This is a genomic window from Agrobacterium rubi TR3 = NBRC 13261 (assembly GCF_000739935.1).
In the GTDB taxonomy this organism is placed as follows: Bacteria; Pseudomonadota; Alphaproteobacteria; order Rhizobiales; family Rhizobiaceae; genus Agrobacterium; species Agrobacterium rubi.
This window is the reverse complement of record NZ_BBJU01000020.1, coordinates 93,640-116,658: the sequence shown is the minus strand read 5'-3', so window position 1 is coordinate 116,658 and position 23,019 is coordinate 93,640. Positions and strand designations below refer to the sequence as shown.

Below are 23,019 nucleotides of genomic sequence, written 5' to 3'. Positions count from 1 at the left end.
TACGGCAAGGCCAGACCAGCCAATAAAAACCGCGTGAAGGGCAAGTTGATCGCAACACCGGATTTTTCAAATTGACGTTTACGTAAAAATCAATTAGCCCCGAAGGCTATCGCATTGCAAAGCTGACGCTTCGGGAGGAGGCAGGATGTATCTCGCACCGGTAGACGATATCGCTTTTACGCTGAAACATGTGGCGGGTCTCAAAGCGGCACTCGATGAGGGCGCGTTCGGTGATCTCGATGAAGATACCGTCGATGCCATTCTTCACGAGGCCGGCCGTTTCGCCACCGACGAGGTCGCGCCACTCGGTGGTATCGGCGACAAGCAGGGCTCCAAACTGGTGGACGGCGCCGTGCGCACGCCGGATGGCTGGGCCGATCTCTACAAACGCTGGGCCGAAGGCGGCTGGAATGGCCTGACCGCGCCAGAAGAGTTCGGCGGTCAGGCGCTGCCGCACCTGTTGAATGTCGCGACGCTCGAGATGTGGAACTCCGGCTCCATGGCCTTTGCGCTGTGCCCGACACTCACCATGGGTGCGGTCGAAGCCATCGCCGCCCATGGCAGCGAAGACCTCAAGGCAATCTATCTGGAGAAGCTGGTGTCCGGCGTGTGGACCGGCACGATGAACCTGACCGAGCCGCAGGCCGGATCGGACCTCGCCGCCCTGAAGAGCCGGGCGGAACGCGTCGGTGACGGCAGCTACCGTATCTTCGGACAGAAGATTTACATCACCTGGGGTGAGCACGACGCTGCCGACAACATCATCCATCTGGTGCTGGCGCGTCTGCCGGATGCACCTGCGGGCACGCGCGGGATATCACTGTTTCTGGTGCCGAAATTTCTGCCCGATGAGGCCGGTCAACCGGGTGAGCGCAACGATCTCTTCTGCCACGCGCTGGAGCACAAGCTCGGTATTCACGGCTCTCCCACCTGCACAATGATTTTCGGTGATGGCCGTTACGGTGCCGAAAAAGGTGCCATCGGCTGGATCGTAGGCGAGGAGAACAAGGGTCTGGCCTGCATGTTCACGATGATGAACAATGCCCGCCTTGCCGTCGGCATGCAGGGCGTCGCGATCTGCGAAGCGGCAACACAAAAGGCCATCGCCTACGCCAAGGAGCGCACGCAGGGCAAGGCGCCCGGCACGACAGCCACGGGCATGAGCCCGATCATCGAGCACCCCGACATTGCGAGAACGCTTTTGACCATGAAAGCGCTGACGCAGGGCTCGCGCGCCATTTCCTTCTCCTGTGCCCACGCCATCGACATGAGCCACGCTGAGACCGATGCGGCAAAGCAGAAATTCTGGCAGGAACGGGCTGCCCTTCTGACCCCGATTGCAAAATCCTTCTCCACCGATGCGGGGGTGGACGTGGCCTCTCTTGGCATTCAGGTCCATGGTGGCATGGGCTTTATCGAGGAAACCGGTGCTGCCCGCTATCTGCGAGATGCCCGCATCGCGCCGATCTATGAAGGCACCAACGGTATTCAGGCTATCGATCTCGTCATGCGCAAGCTGCCGCTGTCCGAAGGCGCGCAGGTTCGCGGCTTCATTTCCGAGCTAAAAGAACAGGCCGAAGCTGTGCGTGCGTCCAACAAGCCTGAGCTGGGCGAGACCGCACGCTATCTGGAGCAGAGCCTTGCCGATCTGGAAGAGGCGACGGAATGGATGCTGGCGTCTATCGCCAAGGGAGAAACGGCCGCGGCCCTGTCAGGCGCTACCCCTTACCAGCGGCTTTTCGGCCTTGCGTTGACCGGTGCCTATCATGCCAAGGGCGCGCTTGCGCCTGTGGATGATGGACAGGCTGGAAACCGCGCCGCACTTTGCCGCTTTACGGCTGAAAATCTGCTGGCGGAAACAGCGGCCCTGAAAGACCGAGTCATTGCCGGTGCCGCAAGCCTCGAGGCGGCACGCGCCGTTTTGGCATAAGGAGCTATCCATGTCCGCAGAGCCCATTCTCGTGCAACGGCCTGAAACAGCACCGGGCGTCGAAGTCATACGCTTTAACCGACCGGAAAAGAAAAACGCTATCACCGACGCCATGTATCGCACCATGATCGAGGCGTTGCAGGCGGCGGATGCCGACGCTGATGTGCGGGCCATCGCTTTCCTCGGCTCCGATGGTTGCTTTTCGGCAGGCAATGACATGGCCGATTTCATGGCTTTCGCTGTGTCCGGCGGGCAGGGCAGGCTGGCGGCTGGGGATTTCCTGCATGCGCTGGTCGGCGTCGGCAAACCCATTATCTCCGGCGTCGATGGTCTGGCCATCGGAATCGGTACGACGCTCAACCTGCATTGCGATCTCACGGTGGCCTCCAGCCGCAGCCTGTTCAAGACGCCGTTCGTTGATCTGGCGCTGGTGCCGGAAGCGGCCTCCAGCCTGCTCGTGCCGCGCATCATGGGCCATCAGCGGGCTTTCGCTTTGCTGGCAGCAGGCGAGGGCTTTTCCGCCGAACAGGCGCTACAGGCCGGGTTGATCTGGAAGGTCGTATCCGAAACCGATGTCGAGAGTGAAACCCTGAAAATCGCAGCTTCGCTCGCCACAAAGCCACCCAAGGCCTTGAAGATCGCCCGTGATCTGCTGCGCGGCGATGTCTCTGAGGTTCGTGCGCGCATCGACGCCGAGATTGTGCATTTTGCAGCGCAGTTGCAAAGCGCGGAAGCCAAGGCTGCCTTTGAGGCATTCATGCGCCGTTAAGCGTGGCTGATGAAAGTGGTCGGGTCTTATGGAATTGCTGATGAAGGCTGGTTAGTCTTTGCTCAACAACACCCGTCTTTCAAGAAAGCCGCCACCATGCGTAAAGTCGTTTTCGCAACGCTCGCCCTCATGTCGCTCTCCAGCCTCGCGGAAGCGGCCAGTTTCCAGCCGCCGTTGATGTCGCAGCCAGCACAGAGCGATGTCATCGAAGTGCAGAACTTCAACAGCCAGGCCGGTCAATCCAACCGCAACAACGGTTACGACCGTCGCAAACAGCGTTTCGTCTGCGTCGTGACGCCACCCGATAGCGCCAACCGCTCCCGGCCCTATGTCTGCCCGGTGCAGCAGGGGCGTGTGGGTGGACGCTGCCGTTGCAGCGGTGTCGTGGGGAATGGCAATATCGATACGGCTTGGTGAGGACAGCGAGTTCCCTCATTCCTGTCCTTGTGACAGGAATCCAGTCGGCGCGCGTCTGCGCGGCGGGAAGAGTCTTTTCAGCCCAACGACTTGGGCTGGCTGGATTCCTGTGACAAGCACAGGAATGAGGGAGAAGTAGCTTACTTCTCTAACGTCGCAACCGCTTCCACATGCGGCGACCACAGGAACTGGTCGATAGGCGTCACCTTGGTCATGCGGTAACCACCCTCGACTAGAATGGCGAGATCACGCGCGAGCGACAGCGGGTTGCAGCTGACCGCTACGATCTTCTTGACGCTGCTTTTCGCCAGTTCCTTGCATTGTGCTTCCGCACCCGCGCGCGGTGGATCGAACACGACGGCGTCGTAATTCTTCAGTTCCTTGATGGTCAGCGCATGGCGAAACAGATCGCGCTTTTCGGTGGTGACGGGTTTCAGGCCCTGCGTGTTGCGGGCCGCGAGATCGAGCGCCTTGAGCGCCTTGTCTTCGGCTTCCACCGCATGCACCTTGCCGAGACGGGCCAGCCGCAGCGCAAATGTGCCGGAACCACTGAACAGGTCGACAATGCGCTTTGATTTCCCCACATGCGCCAGAACCAGTTCCGCCATGGCATCTTCGGCCTGCTTGGTGGCCTGCGCGAAACCACCGGACGGTGGCGAAATCTTAACGCCGTCGAACTCGATGACGGGCTTTTGCGGCTCGACCAGAATTTCTCCGGCAATGGAAACACGGGCAATGCCGCGTGTGGCAAGAGTGATTTCGGTCGCGGTCCGGCGCTGCTTGTCGACGGGTGCCTTGATACCCTCGAAGGAAATGTCGAGACCCGAGAGCGTCTCCATCACGGTAATGCGGAAAGGCTCGGCATTGGAGGCAAGAGGCAGACCGATCGCACGAATGGCATCCAGCCGCGAGACGATACCGTCCGTGGTGACGGGACATTCCTCGATGGCGACGATATGGTGGCTGTTGGCCTGGCTGAAGCCCAGCAGCAGACCTTTTTCCGTTTTGCGGGCAGTAAACACCACGCGGCGTCTTTCGCCGGGACGACAGCGCACCAGTGCACCAACCTCGACATCCAGCCCCTTGGACTTCAAGGCGGCAACGACCAGACTGCGCTTGAAGACATCATAGGGCTCGTCTGCCAGATGTTGTAGGGAACAGCTACCGCATGTGCCGTTCTTGCCATCCGGGCCGAAGTGGCGGCAGGCGGGCTCACGCCGTTCGGGAGCAGCCTCGGCAATCGACATGATCGTGCCCACGTCCTTGACGCGGGCAATCGCTACCGTTTCGCCCGGCAGTGCAAACGGCACATAGACCGGGCCGTCGGGACAGTGGACGATGCCATCGCCCTGTGCGCCAAGGCTTTGTATTTTCACGGTCTGGGCGGTCATGGCTTTTTGCCTCCGAGAAGGAATTCCTCGTTGCCATCACCACCTGCAATGGGCGAGGGGATGAGGCCAAGGCTGACCCAGCCCATGTCTTCGACCAGCCAGCGTTCGAGTTCTGCGGCGACCGCCGGTGCCGTCTCCGGCTCCTTGAGCAGACCAGCCTTGCTGATCGCATCGCGTCCGGCCTCGAATTGCGGCTTGACGAGCAGGATGGCCAGCGCTTCGGGCTCTGCCAGTTCAAGGGCAGGGGCGAGCGCCAGTTTCAGCGAGATGAAGGACACATCCGAGACGACGAAATTGATCGGGCGGTTGTCTATATCGTCACTGGTCAGAAAGCGGGCGTTGAAACCTTCGATGCTAGTGACGCGCCGGTCGTTTTCAATGCGCGGATGGATCTGGCCATGGCCGACATCGATGGAGGTGACATGAGACGCGCCGCGCTTCAGCAACACTTCGGTAAAGCCACCGGTGGAGGCGCCGACGTCGAGACATTCGCAGTTGCGTGGGTCGATCTGAAAATGGTCGAGCGCTGCAACCAGTTTCAAGGCTGCGCGCGACACATAATCCTGCGCAGGATCGCTGATCTCGAAGACGACATTTCCGGGAAATGTCAGGCTGGGCTTGGTGACGACCTTGCCGTTGACGCGCACGGTGCCGCGCGCAACCGCGTCGCGCGCACGAGAGCGGCTGGCGAACAGGCCGCGCGATACCAGAAGCTGGTCCAGCCGGTGATTTTCAGATGAATGAGACATAGCCGTGTCAATGACTGTCAAAAGCCCGGAAGGCAAGCGTTTTGTAGCGGCAAAGCGGAGAGCCAGGCGCGAAGTGCGATTTTGAACGGGGTTGTATGGATCTGCGGCAACCTACGAGTTTAAGCGAAAATAAACGGCTTGGTGGCATTCTCTCGTAAAGCTGAGTTCAGACTCAACATTTCCGCCATGAAGGCGGGCCTCCCCAAATACATTGTGTGGTGTCACGGCCGCTTTGCGTTCGGTCACACCTGAAGCGTGTCGAAAGAGTTGTCGATGTCTTTGAAAAATTTACCTATCAACCTGAAGCTGGTCGCGACATTCGTCGCCCTGATGGGCGTGTGCCTCGTCGCATCGGCGGCTGTTTTCCTGCAAACGGTTGAAGCCAAGCGCGTCTCGGAGCGGCAGACAAACACCGCCAAGATCATATCGAATGTCGATGACGCGAAAGCGGCGATGCTGGAGCAGGCGGTCAATCAGCGCGGCTTCCTGCTGTTCCGCAGCGACAGCACATACAATGACGTCTTTGCCCAGCGTGACCTGATGTTGAAGAAACTGGATGAGGCCCGCAACCTGGCCGCTGGCCAGCCGGACATCCAGAAAGCCATCGACGACATGCAGGCAACGGCAACCGTGTTCTACACGCAGCTGGCTCAGCCACAGATGGCGGCCCGCAAGACCACTGAAGCGCCGATTTCGGAAATCATCGAGATCGGTCGCAATCAGGCCAAGGGCCAGCTGGATGGTTTCCGTGCCGCGGCTGCAAAGATCAAGGAGCAGCTGACCATTGCGTCGGAAGCCCAGGTTGCAGCTCAGGCTGCCGCCCATACCAATCTTGAACTGGCACTTCTGGGCGGCGGTGCAGCCGCTGGCGTCGTCGCTATGCTGCTGATCTGGGCCCTGTCGCGCGCCATCGTTTCCCCGATTGTCGGCATGACGGACGCCATGAGCCGTCTGGCCGGTGGCGACACGACAGTCGAGGTTCCAGCGCTGGACCGTGGCGATGAAGTCGGCAAGATGGCGAAGGCCGTTCTGGTCTTCAAGGAAGCCGGTATCGAAAAATCGCGCCTTGCGGACGAAAGCGATCGCATGCGCTCTTCGACGGAGGCAGACCGCCGCCGCAACGAAGCGGAAAAGGCACGGGCCGACGCCGAGCAAACCTTTGCAAGCGAAGAACTGGCGAAAGGTCTTCAGTCTCTTTCCGATGGCAATCTGGTGTACCGCATCGAAACGCCATTTGCAGACTCCATGGAGCCGCTGCGCGTCAACTTCAACAACTCGTTGGAAAAGCTTCAGGACGCTCTTCGCAACGTGGGTGAAAACGCCTCGGCCATCAATGCCGGCGCTTCCGAAATGCTATCGTCCGCAGACGACCTTTCCCGCCGCACCGAACAGCAGGCAGCCTCCATCGAACAGACGGCCGCAGCCCTCGAACAGGTCACAACCACAGTGCGTGACAGTGCAAAGGGTGCGGAAGAGGCAAGCGCTCTGGTTCAGCGCGCTCGCTCAGGTGCAGAAAACTCCGGTGTCGTCGTGCGCAAGGCCGTTGCCGCCATGCAGGAAATCGAGAAGTCGTCCGGCGAGATCACCAACATCATCGGCGTGATCGATGACATCGCTTTCCAGACCAACCTTCTGGCGCTCAATGCCGGTGTCGAAGCCGCACGTGCCGGTGAGGCCGGCAAGGGCTTTGCGGTTGTGGCACAGGAAGTGCGTGAACTGGCGCAGCGTTCTGCCAATGCTGCCAAGGAAATCAAGGCTCTGATCGGCGCATCCAGCGCGCAGGTCGAAAACGGTGTGAACCTCGTAGGCGAAACCGGCAAAGCCTTGCAGGCGATCATTGTCGAGGTCGAGGAAATCAACTCGCACGTCGCAACCATCGTTACGGCGGCCCGCGAACAGGCAACCGGCCTGCAAGAGATCAACACCGCCGTCAACACGATGGATCAGGGTACACAGCAGAACGCAGCCATGGTGGAAGAACAGACCGCCGCCAGCCACGCTCTGGCACGGGAAGCCGAAAGCCTGAACGAACTGATCGGTCAGTTCAACCTCGGCAACGGCGCGCGCGCAGCCACGGCCTTCAAGCCAGCACCGCACAGCGTCCCGCGTTCGTCGTCTGCCTCAGCGCCCAAACCAGTCTATGCATCGGCTCCGCGCCCTGCAGCAAGGATCGCTCAGCCGACCGCGCGTCCTGTCTCGTCTCCTGCCCGGGCCCTTGGCCAGAGCCTGGCGAAAGCCTTCTCACCGAAGGTTGAAACCTCTGCCAAGCCGGTTGCCCAGGATTGGGAAGAATTCTGAGACCAGCAGACACCTAAAACGCAAAAACCCGTCGGAGCGATCCGGCGGGTTTTTTGTTGGCTGGCAGAACGGCAGGCCGGGTTATCCGGCGACGCCGAGACCGGCTTGTTTTTGGCCCAGTGCATTGAACACGGCAGACACGATGCCCGCGCGGTCCAGCCCGGCATTGGCATACATGATCTCAGGCTTGGCCTGCTCCACCCATTGGTCAGGCAAGGTCAGCGTGCGAACCTTGAGGCCCATGTCGAGGAGACCGGCGCTCGCCATAAAATGCAGGACATGTGCCCCGAAACCGCCCGACGATCCCTCTTCGATGGTAATAAGAACCTCGTGGTGGCTGGCCAGTTGGCGAATGAGATCGAGGTCCAGCGGCTTTGCGAACCGCGCGTCCGCAACGGTCGTGGATAGTCCGGCGGCGTCGAGGTCTTCGGCTGCGGACAGGCATTCCGCAAGGCGCGTGCCGAAGGACAGAAGGGCGACCTTGCTACCTTCCTTGACGATGCGTCCCTTGCCGATTTCGAGGATTTCACCACGCACCGGCATCTCGATGCCGACACCTTCGCCACGCGGGTAGCGGAATGAAATCGGACCTTCGTCATAGGCGGCGGCGGTGCGCACCATATGTTTCAGTTCAGCCTCGTCAGCCGCCGCCATGACCACCATGCCAGGCAGGGTAGCGAGGAAGGTCGTATCGAACGAGCCTGAGTGGGTGGGGCCATCGGCACCGACGAAACCGGCGCGATCGATGGGAAAGCGCACCGGCAGGCTCTGAATGGCCACATCATGCACCAGCTGGTCGTAACCTCGTTGCAGGAAGGTGGAGTAGAGCGCGCAGAAGGGTTTGTAGCCATCGGCTGCAAGCCCCGCCGCAAAGGTCACGGCATGCTGTTCGGCAATGCCGACATCGAAGCTGCGTGTGGGGAAGAGTTCGGCGAGCTTATCCAGTCCCGTGCCATTCGGCATGGCCGCGCTGACGCCGACGATCTTGTCGTCGAGCGTTGCTTCCTGAATGAGTGCTTCGGCAAAGACGCTGGTATAGCTCGGTGCATTCGGCTTGGCCTTGGCCTGCGCGCCGGTGATGACATCGAACTTGTTGACGCCGTGATACTTGTCTGCCGCTGCTTCGGCAGGCGCATAACCCTTGCCCTTTTGCGTGACGACATGGATCAGCACCGGGCCCTTCTGGTTGTCGCGCACATTGCGCAAAACGGGCAGCAGATGGTCGAAGGAGTGACCGTCGATGGGGCCGATATGGTAGAAGCCGAGTTCTTCGAACAGCGTACCACCGGTGACATAACCGCGCGCATGGGTCACGGCACGGGTAATGGCGCGGTCGATGGTCTTGCCGAGATAGGCCGTCAGTTTCTTACCGAAATCGCGGAAGCCCATGTAGGTGCGGCCAGATGCCAGACGCGCGAGATAAGCGCTCATCGCACCCGTCGGCGGCGCAATCGACATGTCGTTGTCGTTGAGAATGACAATGAGGCGTGCATCCAGTGCACCGGCATTGTTCAGCGCCTCGAATGCCATGCCCGCCGACATGGAGCCGTCACCGATGACCGAGATAACCTTGCGGTTGCTGCCATCCAGCTCAGCCGCTACGGCCATGCCGAGACCGGCGGAAATGGAGGTGGAGGAATGGCCTGCGCCGAAATCGTCATATTCGCTCTCGGCGCGGCGGGTAAAGCCGGAAAGGCCACCTTCCTGTCGCAGCGTGCGGATGCGATCACGACGACCGGTCAGGATCTTGTGTGGATAGCACTGGTGGCCGACATCGAAAATCAACCGGTCTTCCGGTGTGTTGAACACCTTGTGAATGGCAATGGTCAGCTCGACGACACCAAGACCTGCACCCAGATGCCCACCGGTGGTGGAAACGGCGTCGATCATCTCGTCGCGCAATTCCCTTGCCAGCTGCGGCAGGTCGCGATCTTCTATCGCCTTGAGGTCGGATGGGAATTTCACCCGGTCAAGCAATGGTGTCTCTGGCATTCCGGTCAATCGTTCGGCCTTCGTCTCTATCGTTCTACCTATTGGCTACCAGATGGTGTGTAGCGCGGCCTTCGGCAAGATTTAAATCCTTTTAACGACTTTCAACCCTGCGGCAAAGGGACAAACTCTTCTTCATCCCCCGGAACGATATCGAAGCGTCCGGTTCTCCACTCCTGCTTGGCTTGTTCTATGCGTTCTTTTGATGACGATACGAAATTCCACCAGATGTATCGCTTAGAATTCAGCGCCGCTCCACCGAACATCATGACGTGGCAACCACTGATTCCACCCTTCAGCGTGATGTCATCGCCCGCACGAAAGACGATCAGTTGATCGGCTGCAAACACATCGCCCGCCACTTCCAGGCAGCCGGACAGAATATAGATCGCCCGCTCCTCTTGGTCGGCAGGGAAAGGGAATTTCACTCCGGCATTCAGGGTCAGATCGACATAGAGCGTGTCCGTCAGGGTTTTGACCGGTGACGACGATCCGGCGAAGGCACCGATCACGACGCGACCGAAGACACCTGCATCGTCTATCATCGGCATGGACTCGCGCCCGGTGTGGGAGAACTCCGGCGCGATCTCTTCCTTGTCATCCGGCATGGCAAGCCATGTTTGCAGTCCGGACATGGACAGCGGATGCCCGCGCAGATTTTCCGGTGTGCGTTCCGAATGCACGATGCCGCGCCCCGCCGTCATCAGGTTGATATCGCCGGGGCGGATGGTGAGTTCAGTGCCCAGACTATCCCGATGCTTGATCTCGCCATCGAACAGATAGGTGACGGTGGAAAGCCCGATATGCGGATGCGGCTTCACATCCAGCGCTTCTCCCGCTTTGAGGATCGCCGGACCCATGCGGTCGAAGAAGATGAACGGCCCAACCAGCCGCCGGTCCCGCGTTGGCAGCGCGCGCCGCACGGCAAAGCCGCCGATGTCGCTGGAGCGGGGAATGATGAGATTCTCGATAGCATCGCAGGCAAAAGCGTCGCCCGCGACGGGGTCTTTTCCGGGAAAAAACGACATGGCAAATCTCCTGCGATGAGGCGGTAGATTACCACGATTTGCGGGACTGTTGAGCGTTCTCTTATGAACGCTGTGTTCTCGGTTACGGAAGGAGTGGAATGGTATTGGATTGCCCCACAACCCCTCCGCCGTCATGCTCGGGCCTGTCCCGAGCATCTAACGAACCCCTACGTTGGTGAAACGTGAGCAGACCCTCGGGACAAGCCCGAGGGTGACGACTGCGGGGATAACCTGCCCCTCATTCGCCGTCCAGCGGCTCCACACCCACCGGCTTACCCGCCCGATCCAGACGAATTTTCTCGATGCGCTTTTCGGCAGCCGTCAGCAGGGTTTCGCAATGTTTCTTCAGGGCTTCACCGCGCTCATAGATGGCGATGGATTCGTCCAGCGCCACATCGCCGCGTTCCAGACGGGCGACAATGCTTTCCAGCTCGGCGACAGCCTTTTCGAAAGAATAACCGCTGACATCGGCTGTGTTGGCATTTTCCGTCATGTTCAACCCTTCATCATTCTCAAAATATGCATGGCTGCCGATTCCGCCAGCCCTTCCAGATCATAACCGCCTTCAAGCAGGCTGACGACCCGGTTGGCGGCAAATTTGTCGGCCATCTCAAGAATTCGCCCCGTCGCCCAGTCGAAATCATCGCCCACCAGATTGATCTGCGCCAAGGGATCGCGGTGATGCGCATCGAAACCGGAAGAGATGATGATGAGATCAGGCGAGAAATCGGCAAGCGCTGGCAGCACGCGGGATTTGAACGCCTCGCGAAAATGGTCGCTGCCGGTGTTGGGAGACAGCGGCGCGTTGACCACGTTGTTCTTGATGCCGGTTTCTTTTTTATCGCCACTCCACGGGTAAAGGGGCATCTGGTGGGTGGAGCAGAACAGCACGGATGTGTCGTTCCAGAAAATATCCTGCGTGCCGTTGCCGTGGTGCACGTCCCAATCAACGATGGCGACACGTTCCGCGCCATGCACCTTCTGCGCATGGCGGGCCGCGATGGCGGCGTTGTTGAACAAACAGAAACCCATGGCCTTTTCGGTCTCCGCATGGTGGCCGGGCGGGCGGCTGGCGACGAAGACATTGTCGGCGGCTCCTGAAAACACATCATCCACCGCCGCCATGGCAGCGCCGATACCGGTCAGCGCCGCTTGCAGGCTTTTGGGCGAGGCATAGGTATCGGCCTCGATGCGGTTGATCTCGCCGTCTTCCTCGGGAATCTGCCGCATGATCGAGATCAGATGGCTTTCCGGGTGGGCCAGCAGCACGGCATCCTCATTGGCTTGCGGCGCTTGGCTACGCTCCAGCCGCTCGAAATTCGGATGCTCCAGTGCAATGTTGAGGGACCGCAGCCTGTCGGGCCGCTCCGGGTGGCCCGCAGGCGTGATATGTTCCAGGAATATGGGATGCTCGTAAAGCCGTGTGGCCATGGCGGATACTCCTGAACGTGGTGCTTAGACTATGCGCGTTGCGGCAACAGCGGATATCCGGCCATCACGGCCCGACCTGCCAGTGCGGCGATAACGGCCTTGAGGACATCGCCCGGAATGAAGGCCATGGAGCCGATGAAGGCTTTGGAAAAGCCGATGCCCGCTGCAAAGCCGAGATAGGTAATGCCGAACGCATAGAGCACGACGACGCCACCGGCGACGCTGGCGAGAAAGAAGCCGAGGCCCTGCGCCAGAGCCGATTGATCGCGATTGACCAGACGCTCCGACAGGTAGCCAGTGGTAAAGACAGCCGCGATCCAGCCGATCAGATAACCTGTTGTCGGTGTGTAGAAGATCGAAAGGCCACCGCGACCGCCCGAAAGCACCGGCAACCCAATGGCGGCGATGAGAATGGTGAGCAGAACGGCGAGCGTGCCGCGCTTTGCCCCCAGCACCACACCGGCCAGCATGACGCCAAGCGACTGCGCGGTGATGGGCACCGGAATGAAGCCGAGCGGGATCGGCGGCAACAGGCCAAGTGCGATGATGATGGCTGAAAACAGCGAAATCAGAACGAGGTCACGGGTCTTCATTCTCAATAGGCTCCCCTCTACAAATCCTTGGATGAGGTTTGGCCTCTGAAACCGCGCGCGTCAATGGCATCTGCAATGGCATCGGCATCCTTCAACGTCATAATGATGAGCGGCACCAGCGTGCTGTGCAGCTTTGGCGTCAACCCACGCGCGCGTTGCGCATCTCGCAATGTCTCGTAGCGCGTCACGACCTCAGGCACGAAGCGCACGACGAGCCCCACGGCAAGGCCGACATCGGAGGCATTGGCGAGGCCAAGTTTTTCCAAGGGGCGTAAGGCAAAGGCGATTTCATCCATGAACTGCGAAATGCTGACGCTGGCCGTAATCGCCGTTGCCAGTAGCGTCAGGGCCGTCAGTCGCAACAGGGAAATGGTCGCTTCAAGAGGGGAGACCAGAACGAAACTGAAAGCGGCGATGATGGCGATTGTCAAAAAGACCGGGCGCAGCCGCGCCACCGTCTCGCGCCAGCCCAGATGCGCCTGCCATAGAACCAGCGCTGCCAATGCGACGGCAGCAGCGAGGATCAGCATATCGCGGGTCAGAAACAAAGCGATGCTGAAAGCGGCAAGCGTGATGAGCTTGATGCGCGGCGATAGCCGATAGAGCCACCCACTACCTCCGACGTGGAGGCTTCTCATGACAGGGCCAGTGTGCGGTAGGTGCTGATGGCCTCGGTGGGCGAGGCATCGATATGCAGTTTTCCCTGATGAAACAGCAAAACGCGATCGAAACTTTCCAGCAACGGCAGGTCATGGGTGATGACGATCAGCGACTGCTCCAAACCGGCCATCGTCCGCTCCACCATGGCACGGTTTTTCAGGTCGAGCTGGTTTGTCGGCTCGTCCATGATCAGGATTTTTGGCTTGGTGATGGTCAGCGCCGCCAAGGCGGATAGCTGCAATTCTCCACCGGACAGTTCATGCGCGCGGCGCTTTGCCAGATGCTGGATATCGAAGCGTTGCAAGGTGGCATCCACAGCCGCGTCAATGGCAGCCTTGTTCAGCCCCTTGCTCTTCAGGCCAAAGGCGATGTCGTCGCGGATGATGGGCAGGATGATCTGGTTTTGCGGGTTCTGGAAGATGAAGCCGACATCCTTCAAAACCTCCGAAGCGTCTTTGACCGTATCCAGCCCGCTGACGCTGACATGGCCGCTCGTCGGTTTCGTCAACCCGTTGATCATCCGCGCAAAGGTGGTTTTACCGGACCCGTTGAGGCCGATAATACCGACGCGTCGCTCGATAAGCGCAAGCGTCAGCGGTTCGACCGCTGCTCTGCCGTCAAATACCACGCCAGCATCCTGAAAACGAATATCCAACGGCCAGTCCCCGAAATGTTCTGGCTGTCTCTATAAACGCGAGGGACGACAAACGAAACAAGGAACAAAAAAAGAACATTGATTTTCTGATCATACAACCCTAGGCTTTTGCTATGGGTATCAAGATTTCGAACGAAGCAGCACGACGTATTTTCCTAGCGCGACAGGGCCTGTCCGTTTCGCCCAGCCGCGCCATGGACAAGGCAGATTTGCTGAAGCTCATCACCGACCTTGGCTTTGTGCAGCTCGACAGCATCGCCACGGTGGAGCGAGCGCATCACCAGATCATCTTTTCCCGCAACCAGACCTACAAGCGCCAGCACCTGACGGACCTGCTGGAAAAAGACCGGGCGCTTTTCGAACACTGGACGCATGACGCCTCGATTCTGCCAGCAACCTTTTACCCCTATTGGAAACACCGCTTCCGCCGCCGCGAGCCGATCATTCAGGAACGCTGGCGCACCTGGCACGGCGAGGGCTTCGATTCCGCCTTCGAGGAAACCTATCGGCGCATTGCCGAAAACGGTCCCACCATGTCGCGCGATATGAAAGCGGAGGGACATCAGTCCGGTGGCTGGTGGAACTGGCATCCGTCGAAAACCGCGCTCGAATATCTCTGGCACACCGGCAAGCTGGCCGTGGCAGGCCGAGTCAATTTTCAAAAGGTCTATGATCTTGCGGAACGGGTGATCCCATCAGAGCATCACGATCTGGAGGTCGATCACGATTCCTTTGTCGACTGGGCCTGCCGCGAGGCGCTAACGCGCCTCGGCTTTGCAACATCGGGTGAGATATCCGCGTTTTTCGACATCGTCACGCCGCAGGAAGCGCGGGCGTGGGTGATGGCGCATCGCGATGAGCTCTGTGAAGTCTCGCTCGCCTCGTCTGACGGTGGGAAGGAGCGCATCTCCTACGCCTTCGAAGGGTTTGCGAGCGGAGCGGAGGCCGAGATCGAGCCCCCTAACCGCATTAGGGTACTCAGCCCCTTCGATCCTCTGCTGCGCAACCGCGCCCGTACCGAACGCCTGTTCGGTTTCTTCTACCGCATCGAAGTCTTCGTGCCGGAGCCGAAACGGCAATACGGTTATTACGTCTTCCCGCTTCTGGAAGGCGACAGGTTAATCGGTCGCATCGACATGAAGGCGGAGCGCAAGGGTGGGACATTGGATGTCAGGCGGCTGTGGCTAGAGAAGGGCGTGCGTCCGTCTTCGGGGAGGCTTGCAAAGTTGGATGCGGAGCTGAACCGACTGGCGAAGTTTACCGGCGTCGAGAGTGTGCGGTATCTGGATGGGTGGCTGGGGTGAGAGGGTAATGTCGTCCCACCACCCTCATTCCTGTGCTCGTCACAGGAATCCAGTGGACGCGCGTCTGCGCGGCGGGAAAGGCGTTTTCAGCCCAAGGACTTGAGCTGGCTGGATTCCTGTCACAAGGACAGGAATGGGAGAGTTGATGTGCAGCGGTATTCTAAACTCACCCAATATCCGTCGAACTGATCTGGATTCCAAAACCCTCTAGCCCGACATAGTGGCGCTCGCGGGTGCTCAGCAGCTTGATCGAACTGATGCCAAGTTCCTTGAGGATCTGCGCGCCGAGGCCGATTTCCAGCCATTCGTCGTCGCGTGAGCGTGCTTGCGCATGGGCCTCTTCCGGGTCGCGGGATTTGCGGCGTCCGGCAACCTGTCCGACGCCGACAGAGCCTTCCCGCAAATAGATGATGACACCGCGGCCTTCGGCTGCGATCTTTTCCATGTAGTGCTGCACGGGCTGCTTCTTGCCGAAGATGTCATCGGCCACGTTTTCCGGGTGCAGGCGCACGGGAATATCGACGCCATCGCGGATATCGCCGAAGATGACGGCCATATGCTCCATCGGGTCCCAGGGCAGGGAATAGGTTTGCGCCTTGGCGGGGCCGAAGGGCGTGTCGAGTGTGAACTCCGATTCCTTTTCGACCAGCGTTTCCTTGCGCTGGCGATAGGCGATGAGATCGGCGACCGAAACCTGTTTCATGCCATGCGTTTCGGCGAAGGCAGAAACCTGCGGGCCGCGCATCACGGTGCCATCGTCATTGACCAGTTCGCTGATGACGCCGATCAGTGGCAGGCCTGCGAGTTTGCAGAGATCGACGGCAGCCTCCGTATGGCCGGAACGCATCAGCACTCCACCCTCGCGAGATACGAGCGGGAAGATGTGGCCGGGGCGGGTGAAATCGGCGGCACCTGCATTGGGGTTGGCCAGGTTGCGAACCGTCACGTTGCGGTCGCTGGCGGAAATGCCGGTCGTCGTGCCGTGTTTGAAGTCCACCGAAACGGTAAAGGCAGTCGTATGCGCGCTGTCGTTTTCGGCGACCATAGCGTTGAGGTTGAGGCGTTTCGCTTCTTCTTTCGGCATGGGGGCACAGACGATGCCCGATGTATGGCGCACGATGAAAGCCATCTGTTCAGGCGTGCAATGCACGGCGGCAACGATGAGATCGCCTTCGTTCTCGCGGTCGTCATCATCCATGACGACAACGATCTCACCGGCCTCGAAGGCCCTGATAGCTTCAACGACACGCTTCTGATCATATGTCATGGTGGCTCATGTTCCTATTTCAGGCGACCGGTCTGGCCGCGGTCTCTCAGATAATGGTCGGCAACCGTGCAGGCCACCATGGCTTCGCCAATTGGTACGGCGCGGATGCCGACGCAGGGATCGTGGCGACCCTTGGTGCGCACATCGACGTTATTGCCGTCAGTATCGATGGATTGCCGCTCGGTGAGGATGGACGAGGTCGGCTTGATAGCGAAGCGCGCCACGATGGGCTGGCCGGTGGCGATACCACCCAAGATGCCACCGGAATGATTGGACAGGAAAACCGGCTTGCCGTCATTGCCCATCCGCATCTCGTCGGCGTTCTCCTCGCCGGTCAGTTCGGCAGAGGCGAAACCTTCACCGATCTCAACGCCCTTGACGGCATTGATCGACATGAGATTGGAAGCGATATCCTGATCGAGCTTGGCATAGATAGGCGCGCCGATACCGGCAGGAACGCCGTCAGCCACGACTTCAATGACGGCACCAATGGACGAACCGGCCTTGCGGATGCCATCTAGATATTCTTCCCACACCGGCACCATCTCGGCATCCGGGCAGAAGAAGGGGTTCTGATCGACCTGGTTCCAGTCCCAATTGGCGCGGTTGATCTTGTGCTTGCCGATCTGCACGAGGGCACCGCGAACATCAAGGCTCGGTACCACCTTGCGGGCCAGCGCACCGGCGGCAACACGCGCAGCCGTTTCGCGCGCAGAGGAGCGACCGCCACCGCGATAATCGCGAATGCCGTATTTCAGGTCATAGGTGAAATCGGCGTGGCCAGGGCGGAAGCTTTTGGCGATCTCGCCATAGTCTTTGGAGCGCTGATCGGTATTCTCGATCATCATCGATACCGGTGTCCCGGTGGTGATCATCGTCTCACCGTCCTCGTCCATCATCACGCCGGAGAGGACTTTGACGATGTCGTCTTCGCGGCGCTGGGTCACGAAACGGTTCTGGCCGGGCTTGCGCTTATCCATCCATGCCTGAACTTCGGACAGCGTGAAGCGGATGCCGGGAGGGCACCCGTCGATCACACAGCCCAGAGCAGGGCCATGGCTTTCGCCCCAGGTGGACACACGGAAGAGATAACCGAAGGTATTATGCGACATAGGATCAGACCAAGGCAGCGGCATTCCGGTTGCGAAATGCATTTTTAAAAAGAAGCGGGTTTGTCATAGTGTAAAACGCAGCCAGGACGAAAGCCTTTATTTCGCCAATTCGGTTCGTATCGAAGCAGGAAAGGTCCGTTGCTCAGGAAACCTTGCGCCATTCACGCGCTGTGGCGAATGCCGAGAAATCTTCGGGGGCAAGTGGTCGAGCAAAAGCATAGCCTTGCAGAATGTTGCAGCCCAGTTGCTTCAGCAAAACGGCATGGTCGTGCGTTTCCACACCTTCGGCCACGGTTTCCACGCCCAGCGAATGGGCAATGCCGATGATGGAGCTCACGAGAGACCGTTCCTGCGCAGAGGCGACAATGGGCATGACCAGTTGCCGGTCTATCTTCAGCCGCTTGGGCTTGAGTCGCAAAAGACTGATGATCGACGTGTGACCGGTGCCGAAGTCATCGATTTCAATCTCTATCCCCAGCGCCTTGATACGCTCGATATTGCTGGTGGCAACATCTTCGTTCTCGTCGAGGAAGATCGCCTCCACCAGTTCGAAGGTGATCTCGCCGGGTTTGATCGGCAGCGCTTTGAGACTGTCGATGAGGTGATCGTCGTGCAGGCGGCGAACCGAGACGTTGACGGACACCCGTGGCACGTGAAGGCCTTTCAGGCGCCATATCTCCTTGTCCTGGAGCGCTTGCTGCAAGACCATATGGTCGATCTTGGAAACAACATTCAGTTCCTCGGCGATCTTCAGGAATGTGTCCGGCGTGAGGATGCCTCTGACAGGATGACGCCAGCGCACCAGAGCCTCGACCCCGGTCATCTCCTGCGATATCGCGCAGAATTGCGGCTGATACCAAGCTTCGAACTCGCCCTTTTCCAGACCAGCCAGAATCTCGTCGGCAATTTTCTTGTGGTTGATGATTTCGGCTTGCAGGTTCTGGGTGAAGAACTCGTATCGGTTCCGGCCCGTTGCCTTGGCGCGGTAAAGCGCGAGATCGGCATTGATCAGCGTTGCTCGCGCGTTTGCAGTGGTGCCATCTCCAAAGGCGATGCCGATAGAGACGCCGTAGCGGCAAGTGAAGCCATCGAAGTCGAAAGGCTGGCTGAAAGCTGCGATGATCTGCGTTGCGATGGACCGAATGTGATCCTTGTCCACAAGGTTTCGGACCAGGATGACAAACTCGTCACCGCCGATGCGCGCGACCGTGTCGGTGTCCGGCACGATGCTTTTCAGAATGCTGGCCGCATGAATGAGCACGGCGTCGCCAGCTGCATGGCCCAGCGTATCGTTGATCTGCTTGAAGCGGTCGAGATCGAGATGCAGGATGGCGTAACGATTGGCTTCGTTTTGTGTCGGCACAGACAAGGCATCCAGATCCTGATCGAATTTGCGCCGGTTCGCCAGACCGGTGAGGGGATCGTGTAGTGCATTGTGCTCGATACGCGTCTTGGTCTGTTCCAGCTCCGCATTCTTGGCTTCGGCATCGTTCTTTGCAGACTGAAGCTGATCGGAAATCAACATATCGGCCGTCACGTCGAAGGCGATGCCGACGATTTTCTTGCTGCCATCGCGGTGCATATGGAGACGACCGACTGCCTTGACATAACGCAGGCTGCCGTCTGGCAGGATGATCCGCTGAACCACGGCACGGTAGGGATCGGCTTCGCTGATCATGTCGCCGTTAAAGACGCTGTCGCGTTCTTCCGGGTCTAGGCAATTGAGAAAATCCTGCTGTGTTACGCGCCGTTGCGGTTGCGGCGGCAACCCGTACAGTTCGCACATGCGCTCGTTCCAGATGGCGTGGGAATAGTCGTGCGCCGCTTCCCATATCCCGCAATTGTAGGAGTCCAGCGCAAGCGTCAGACGACCCGACAGTTCCTCCAGCTCGTGCTCGCGTGCGGACAGTTCCTGCAAGGCAAGTTCCAGTTCGGCATTTTTGATGTCGCTGGTATCGCGGGATTCGCGCAGTTTCTGCGCCATCACCATGTCTGCGGTCACGTCCCAGATGATGCCGGTGGTCTGGTGCGATCCGTCAGGTTTGATGTAGCTGGAACCGGCCGACCGCAAATAGCGCACCGTACCGTCCGCCACCGGAATTCTGTAGACTTCGGACGAGGTCTGCTGGCCCCGGGAGCAGGTGAAGAAGAAGCGCGCGGCCTTTGAACGGTCCTCCACCACAAGGGCGGTCAGCCACTCCGTCAGCAGTACCCGTTTTTCCACCATCAGAAAACCGTGCAGACTTGCAGCGCGTTCGTCGAGATAGCATTTGGAGGTATCGTTTTCGATTTCCCAAATGCCGATATTGGAGGAATCCATCGCCAGCTTGAAACGCTGCGACAGCTCCACCAGCTTGGCTTCGCGGTTGCGAAGCGTCTTGATGTTGCGGTTGCGCTCCGACAACAACAGCGCAGCAATCAAAATGGGCAGCAGCATGGACACCACTGCAATGACCAGGGTCGTGCGCAATGATTGGTCGGAATTAGGCGCGGCGTTCCAGCCAGACGCGGGCATGGCCCGTATTTCCCACTGCGTGCCATCCAGATCGACCGTCCTGACGACGGGTTCGTCGCCCGCAGACCGAAGATCGCCCACCACCGTTTCGTTGGTCAGCGTGTTACGGATGTCGAATCGGATATCGCCGACCTTGCCGCTTGATGGTTCGGACGCGTAGCCTATTCCGTCCATCATTTTGCGCCAGTCGATAAGGCCGGGCAAAGCACCGGATATGTCTGCGCCGGAATTGACGGGCACGACCAGCAGCAACAGCGTGCCGTTCGGCCCCGCCTCAATGATCGGCTTCCAGCCATCCGTCGCACCGGCTGCGGCATCCAGCTGCGCCAGCCGCTCGCTCATGACAGCCTTGAGGATGCCGTGGTGGGTGCTGGCGCTCGATGGGGCGGGATAAAACTGTTGCAGTTGAAGGCCGGGCGCAAAGCCGATGCCGACAAAATGAGGATTTTGCTCCAGATGGTGGCCAACCATCGCATTGAGTTCCTGCGGAATGACGGCCGTGCCTATGGTTGTATAATGGGCAAGCGCTTTGAGCGCGGCAATATCCTGGCGAATGCGCGTGACCAACCTGTCATGCAGCAGTGTCACGGCATGGTCGACATTGGTTCTCACTTCCTCGCGATAGGCGGTCGTGTCGCGATGGTCGATGACGTGGAAAGCCGTGAGACTGACCCCCACAATTGCGACAGCCAGAAGGGCGGCTAATGCTCGCTTTTTGATGATTTGGTTGAGGCTGTCCCCGATACTGGCCCAAACACCCACCCTGTCTCATCCTTTTTTAATCTTCGAAATATCGTTTCTATACAGACCAAAACCGAATATATTCTGAATCTGTAAAGAGCAGAGGCAATTTAATTGCCAGGGAATGAACAAGGGTAAGCCGAAGCGGCCGCACTCTCTTGTGCGCTCGCAAGAAACTTGCCTAAAGCCTTGATCAAAGGTTAAAATTCATTCATCAATTGGATTGAAAATGTCATGTTTGCGGGCGAATTCCGCCACATTCGGGAGGCAAATCTTGTTGCACATGAAGTTTTTCAGCAGCTTTAAGAAAGCAATTGCGATGCGTTTGATGATTGCCGCACTTTTGGCCACAGCCGGTCTATTTGCTCCGTTCAACGCATTTGCGCAGAGCGTGGACGTTGAATCGACCATCAGCAAAGTTGACGTGAAGGGCCTGACGATTACCCTTGCAGACGGCAAGAGTTACAAGGTGCCGGAAGAGTTCAACTTCGATGGCCTGCAGGCGGGCGTCAAGGTCGTGGTCTTCTACACCGAAGTTGATGGCAAACGTGTGATCGACGATCTCGAGGTTATCCAGTAACCATCGTTAGACGTCCGATACCGCGTCCACCCATTCGGCGATGCGCTGATCCGTTTCAACCTTGAGAATACGGTCCTGCGGGATGGGGATATCAGACGCTTCGTCCTTGTCCATGCCGGACACGAGACGAAAGATGGAGCGGATGACGCCGCCGTGGCACACGCAGACCGTCTGGCGTTCGACGGAAGACAGCCACGCGCCGACCCGCCAGGACAGAATTTCATAGCTTTCGGCGTGGTCGCCAGGTGGAATGAAATCCCACTTGGCCGCCTTGCGGGCTTTCACCTTGTCGGGGTAGGCCAGCTTCAATTCGGGTATGGTATAGCCTTCCCAATCACCGAACGAGACTTCCACGAGACGCTCATCCGTGCGGTAGGCATCGGGCGCAAGCCCCATCGCGCCACGCAGAAGTTCCATCGTTTCGCGGGTACGCCCAAGAGGGCTTGCGACATAGTCGAAATCAGTGGCCGCAGCGCCGAGGATTTCCGTCAGCGCCTTGCCGTTCGCGACCGCCTGTGAGCGGCCGAAGTCGTTGAGGGGAATATCTTTTTGACCTTGAAGCCTGCGTATCGCATTCCAGTCTGTCTGTCCGTGACGGATAACATAGACCAGCAAAGCGGTACTCCTGTCTTGTTTGGAATGTCTGAGGCGAATCGCTGAGGATGCGATCGACCCTTGATGGCATATGTCGCGCAAATGTACCTAACACATTTGCGCGACAGGTGATCGTTCAGTCCTTCACGACAGAGATGTCGGGTGCATCAACGGCTTTCATACCGATCGTGTGATAGCCGGAATCGACATGGTGAACTTCACCGGTGACGCCTGTCGACAGATCCGACAGAAGATAGAGCGCAGACTTGCCGACTTCCTCAATGGAAACGGTGCGCTTGAGCGGTGCGTTGTACTCGTTCCACTTCAGAATGTAGCGGAAATCACCGATGCCGGAGGCCGCGAGCGTCTTGATCGGGCCAGCCGAAACGGCGTTGACGCGGATGCCGCGACCACCGAGATCAACAGCGAGATACCGAACGCTGGCTTCCAGAGCCGCTTTGGCAACGCCCATGACGTTGTAATTCGGCATGACTTTTTCCGCGCCGTAATAGGTCAGCGTCAGCAGCGAGCCGCCATCGTTCATGACAGGGTCAGCGCGCTTGGCGACGGCGGCCAGCGAATAGACCGAGATATCCATGGTGCGGTTGAAGTTGTCGCGGCTGGTGTCGAGGTAACGACCGGTCAGTTCGTCCTTGTCGGAAAACGCGATGGCGTGAACGACGAAATCGATCTTGCCCCAATGCGCCTCGATATTGGCGAACACCGCATCGATGGTGGTGAGATCGGTCACATCGCAATGGCCTGCCATAAACGCGCCAAGTTCCTGCGCCAGTGGTTCGACACGCTTTTTCAGCGCGTCACCCTGCCAGGTGAATGCGAGTTCAGCGCCTGCATCGGCACAGGCCTTTGCAATGCCCCAGGCAATCGAGCGATTGTTTGCGACGCCCATGATGAGGCCGCGCTTGCCAGCCATCAGGCCGGATGTCTGAGCCATTGGATGCTCCCTATACTTAAATCGAACCTGCCTATGGCATA

Annotated in this window: 20 protein-coding genes; 6 read left to right on the top strand and 14 right to left on the bottom strand. The window is 58.9% G+C overall.

Annotated elements, in window-relative coordinates; translation table 11 throughout:
• Window positions 1–145: 145 nt before the first annotated feature.
• The 3 genes from RRU01S_RS16465 (at window position 146) to RRU01S_RS16455 (ending at window position 3,116) form a co-directional block, all read left to right on the top strand.
• Window positions 146–1,930, top strand: a complete 1,785-nt coding sequence (locus tag RRU01S_RS16465; protein WP_045231369.1) for an acyl-CoA dehydrogenase — start codon at window positions 146–148, stop codon at window positions 1,928–1,930.
• A gap of 10 nt (window positions 1,931–1,940) precedes the next feature.
• A complete protein-coding gene (locus RRU01S_RS16460; RefSeq protein ID WP_045231368.1) occupies window positions 1,941–2,699 on the top strand; it encodes a crotonase/enoyl-CoA hydratase family protein in 759 nt (252 codons plus the stop codon).
• Window positions 2,700–2,795: 96 nt separating this feature from the next.
• Window positions 2,796–3,116, top strand: a complete 321-nt coding sequence (locus tag RRU01S_RS16455; protein ID WP_045231404.1) for a hypothetical protein — start codon at window positions 2,796–2,798, stop codon at window positions 3,114–3,116.
• 140 nt (window positions 3,117–3,256) lie between these two features.
• Here RRU01S_RS16455 and RRU01S_RS16450 read toward each other — a convergent pair whose 3' ends face one another.
• Together RRU01S_RS16450 and RRU01S_RS16445 are read right to left on the bottom strand one after the other, a co-directional pair.
• On the bottom strand, window positions 3,257–4,507 hold the full coding sequence (locus RRU01S_RS16450) for a class I SAM-dependent RNA methyltransferase (protein WP_045231367.1): 1,251 nt from the start codon (window positions 4,505–4,507) through the stop codon (window positions 3,257–3,259).
• Complete coding sequence (locus RRU01S_RS16445) at window positions 4,504–5,256, bottom strand: TlyA family RNA methyltransferase (RefSeq protein ID WP_045231366.1); 753 nt, start codon at window positions 5,254–5,256, stop codon at window positions 4,504–4,506. Before RRU01S_RS16445 ends, RRU01S_RS16450 begins: the two co-directional genes overlap by 4 nt.
• A 273-nt stretch (window positions 5,257–5,529) precedes the next feature.
• Between RRU01S_RS16445 and RRU01S_RS16440 the strand changes: the two genes are divergently transcribed.
• Complete coding sequence (locus RRU01S_RS16440) at window positions 5,530–7,554, top strand: methyl-accepting chemotaxis protein (protein WP_045231365.1); 2,025 nt, start codon at window positions 5,530–5,532, stop codon at window positions 7,552–7,554.
• An 81-nt stretch (window positions 7,555–7,635) separates the two neighbouring features.
• Here RRU01S_RS16440 and dxs read toward each other — a convergent pair whose 3' ends face one another.
• The 7 genes from dxs to RRU01S_RS16405 all read right to left on the bottom strand — a co-directional run bounded on the left by dxs (window position 7,636) and on the right by RRU01S_RS16405 (window position 13,910).
• Window positions 7,636–9,555 (bottom strand): 1-deoxy-D-xylulose-5-phosphate synthase, encoded by a 1,920-nt coding sequence (gene dxs / locus RRU01S_RS16435; protein ID WP_045231364.1) that lies wholly within the window; start codon window positions 9,553–9,555, stop codon window positions 7,636–7,638.
• Between the two features lie 92 nt (window positions 9,556–9,647).
• Window positions 9,648–10,571 carry a pirin family protein gene (locus tag RRU01S_RS16430; RefSeq protein WP_045231363.1) on the bottom strand — a complete coding sequence of 308 codons (924 nt, stop codon included), beginning with the start codon at window positions 10,569–10,571 and terminating at the stop codon, window positions 9,648–9,650.
• A 238-nt stretch (window positions 10,572–10,809) separates the two neighbouring features.
• Window positions 10,810–11,064 (bottom strand): exodeoxyribonuclease VII small subunit, encoded by a 255-nt coding sequence (locus RRU01S_RS16425; protein ID WP_042618153.1) that lies wholly within the window; start codon window positions 11,062–11,064, stop codon window positions 10,810–10,812.
• A 2-nt stretch (window positions 11,065–11,066) separates the two neighbouring features.
• On the bottom strand, window positions 11,067–12,002 hold the full coding sequence (locus tag RRU01S_RS16420; protein WP_045231362.1) for a histone deacetylase family protein: 936 nt from the start codon (window positions 12,000–12,002) through the stop codon (window positions 11,067–11,069).
• 29 nt (window positions 12,003–12,031) lie between these two features.
• The gene (locus RRU01S_RS16415) at window positions 12,032–12,595 is read right to left on the bottom strand and encodes a biotin transporter BioY (protein ID WP_045231361.1); all 564 of its coding nucleotides are present in this window, start codon (window positions 12,593–12,595) and stop codon (window positions 12,032–12,034) included.
• Window positions 12,596–12,612: 17 nt separating this feature from the next.
• Window positions 12,613–13,233 (bottom strand): CbiQ family ECF transporter T component, encoded by a 621-nt coding sequence (locus RRU01S_RS16410; RefSeq protein ID WP_045231360.1) that lies wholly within the window; start codon window positions 13,231–13,233, stop codon window positions 12,613–12,615.
• The gene (locus tag RRU01S_RS16405) at window positions 13,230–13,910 is read right to left on the bottom strand and encodes an energy-coupling factor ABC transporter ATP-binding protein (RefSeq protein WP_045231359.1); all 681 of its coding nucleotides are present in this window, start codon (window positions 13,908–13,910) and stop codon (window positions 13,230–13,232) included. Before RRU01S_RS16405 ends, RRU01S_RS16410 begins: the two co-directional genes overlap by 4 nt.
• Before the next feature lie 113 nt (window positions 13,911–14,023).
• Here RRU01S_RS16405 and RRU01S_RS16400 point away from each other — a divergent pair, with 113 nt between their 5' ends.
• A complete protein-coding gene (locus RRU01S_RS16400; RefSeq protein ID WP_045231358.1) occupies window positions 14,024–15,214 on the top strand; it encodes a winged helix-turn-helix domain-containing protein in 1,191 nt (396 codons plus the stop codon).
• Window positions 15,215–15,380: 166 nt separating this feature from the next.
• On the opposite strand, the gene ribB is transcribed toward RRU01S_RS16400, so the two are convergent.
• The 3 genes from ribB to RRU01S_RS16385 all read right to left on the bottom strand — a co-directional run bounded on the left by ribB (window position 15,381) and on the right by RRU01S_RS16385 (window position 20,870).
• On the bottom strand, window positions 15,381–16,481 hold the full coding sequence (gene ribB / locus RRU01S_RS16395; RefSeq protein ID WP_045231357.1) for a 3,4-dihydroxy-2-butanone-4-phosphate synthase: 1,101 nt from the start codon (window positions 16,479–16,481) through the stop codon (window positions 15,381–15,383).
• Between the two features lie 14 nt (window positions 16,482–16,495).
• Window positions 16,496–17,593: a chorismate synthase gene (aroC, locus tag RRU01S_RS16390; RefSeq protein WP_045231356.1), complete on the bottom strand. Its 1,098-nt coding sequence runs from the start codon at window positions 17,591–17,593 to the stop codon at window positions 16,496–16,498.
• Window positions 17,594–17,735: 142 nt separating this feature from the next.
• Window positions 17,736–20,870, bottom strand: coding sequence for a bifunctional diguanylate cyclase/phosphodiesterase (locus RRU01S_RS16385; protein ID WP_045231355.1), 3,135 nt, complete (start codon window positions 20,868–20,870; stop codon window positions 17,736–17,738).
• A 298-nt stretch (window positions 20,871–21,168) separates the two neighbouring features.
• On the opposite strand from RRU01S_RS16385, the gene RRU01S_RS16380 reads away from it, so the two are divergent.
• Window positions 21,169–21,429, top strand: a complete 261-nt coding sequence (locus RRU01S_RS16380) for a DUF1344 domain-containing protein (RefSeq protein WP_045231403.1) — start codon at window positions 21,169–21,171, stop codon at window positions 21,427–21,429.
• Between the two features lie 6 nt (window positions 21,430–21,435).
• On the opposite strand, the gene RRU01S_RS16375 is transcribed toward RRU01S_RS16380, so the two are convergent.
• Both RRU01S_RS16375 and fabI read right to left on the bottom strand, forming a co-directional pair.
• Window positions 21,436–22,044 carry a histidine phosphatase family protein gene (locus RRU01S_RS16375; RefSeq protein WP_045231354.1) on the bottom strand — a complete coding sequence of 203 codons (609 nt, stop codon included), beginning with the start codon at window positions 22,042–22,044 and terminating at the stop codon, window positions 21,436–21,438.
• Window positions 22,045–22,159: 115 nt separating this feature from the next.
• Window positions 22,160–22,978, bottom strand: coding sequence for an enoyl-ACP reductase FabI (gene fabI, locus RRU01S_RS16370; RefSeq protein ID WP_045231353.1), 819 nt, complete (start codon window positions 22,976–22,978; stop codon window positions 22,160–22,162).
• Window positions 22,979–23,019: the final 41 nt, after the last annotated feature.

What these genes read in the sequence shown, in the direction of transcription:
- RRU01S_RS16440 (WP_045231365.1), top strand. Translation starts at nt 5,530, where the DNA reads ATGTCTTTGAAAAATTTACCTATCAACCTGAAGCTGGTCGCGACATTC.
- RRU01S_RS16460 (WP_045231368.1), top strand. Translation starts at nt 1,941, where the DNA reads ATGTCCGCAGAGCCCATTCTCGTGCAACGGCCTGAAACAGCACCGGGC.
- fabI (WP_045231353.1), bottom strand. Translation starts at nt 22,978, where the DNA reads ATGGCTCAGACATCCGGCCTGATGGCTGGCAAGCGCGGCCTCATCATG.
- RRU01S_RS16430 (WP_045231363.1), bottom strand. Translation starts at nt 10,571, where the DNA reads ATGTCGTTTTTTCCCGGAAAAGACCCCGTCGCGGGCGACGCTTTTGCC.
- aroC (WP_045231356.1), bottom strand. Translation starts at nt 17,593, where the DNA reads ATGTCGCATAATACCTTCGGTTATCTCTTCCGTGTGTCCACCTGGGGC.
- RRU01S_RS16445 (WP_045231366.1), bottom strand. Translation starts at nt 5,256, where the DNA reads ATGTCTCATTCATCTGAAAATCACCGGCTGGACCAGCTTCTGGTATCG.
- RRU01S_RS16425 (WP_042618153.1), bottom strand. Translation starts at nt 11,064, where the DNA reads ATGACGGAAAATGCCAACACAGCCGATGTCAGCGGTTATTCTTTCGAA.
- ribB (WP_045231357.1), bottom strand. Translation starts at nt 16,481, where the DNA reads ATGACATATGATCAGAAGCGTGTCGTTGAAGCTATCAGGGCCTTCGAG.
- RRU01S_RS16465 (WP_045231369.1), top strand. Translation starts at nt 146, where the DNA reads ATGTATCTCGCACCGGTAGACGATATCGCTTTTACGCTGAAACATGTG.
- RRU01S_RS16410 (WP_045231360.1), bottom strand. Translation starts at nt 13,233, where the DNA reads ATGAGAAGCCTCCACGTCGGAGGTAGTGGGTGGCTCTATCGGCTATCG.
- RRU01S_RS16450 (WP_045231367.1), bottom strand. Translation starts at nt 4,507, where the DNA reads ATGACCGCCCAGACCGTGAAAATACAAAGCCTTGGCGCACAGGGCGAT.
- RRU01S_RS16400 (WP_045231358.1), top strand. Translation starts at nt 14,024, where the DNA reads ATGGGTATCAAGATTTCGAACGAAGCAGCACGACGTATTTTCCTAGCG.
- RRU01S_RS16380 (WP_045231403.1), top strand. Translation starts at nt 21,169, where the DNA reads ATGCGTTTGATGATTGCCGCACTTTTGGCCACAGCCGGTCTATTTGCT.
- RRU01S_RS16455 (WP_045231404.1), top strand. Translation starts at nt 2,796, where the DNA reads ATGCGTAAAGTCGTTTTCGCAACGCTCGCCCTCATGTCGCTCTCCAGC.
- RRU01S_RS16415 (WP_045231361.1), bottom strand. Translation starts at nt 12,595, where the DNA reads ATGAAGACCCGTGACCTCGTTCTGATTTCGCTGTTTTCAGCCATCATC.
- RRU01S_RS16420 (WP_045231362.1), bottom strand. Translation starts at nt 12,002, where the DNA reads ATGGCCACACGGCTTTACGAGCATCCCATATTCCTGGAACATATCACG.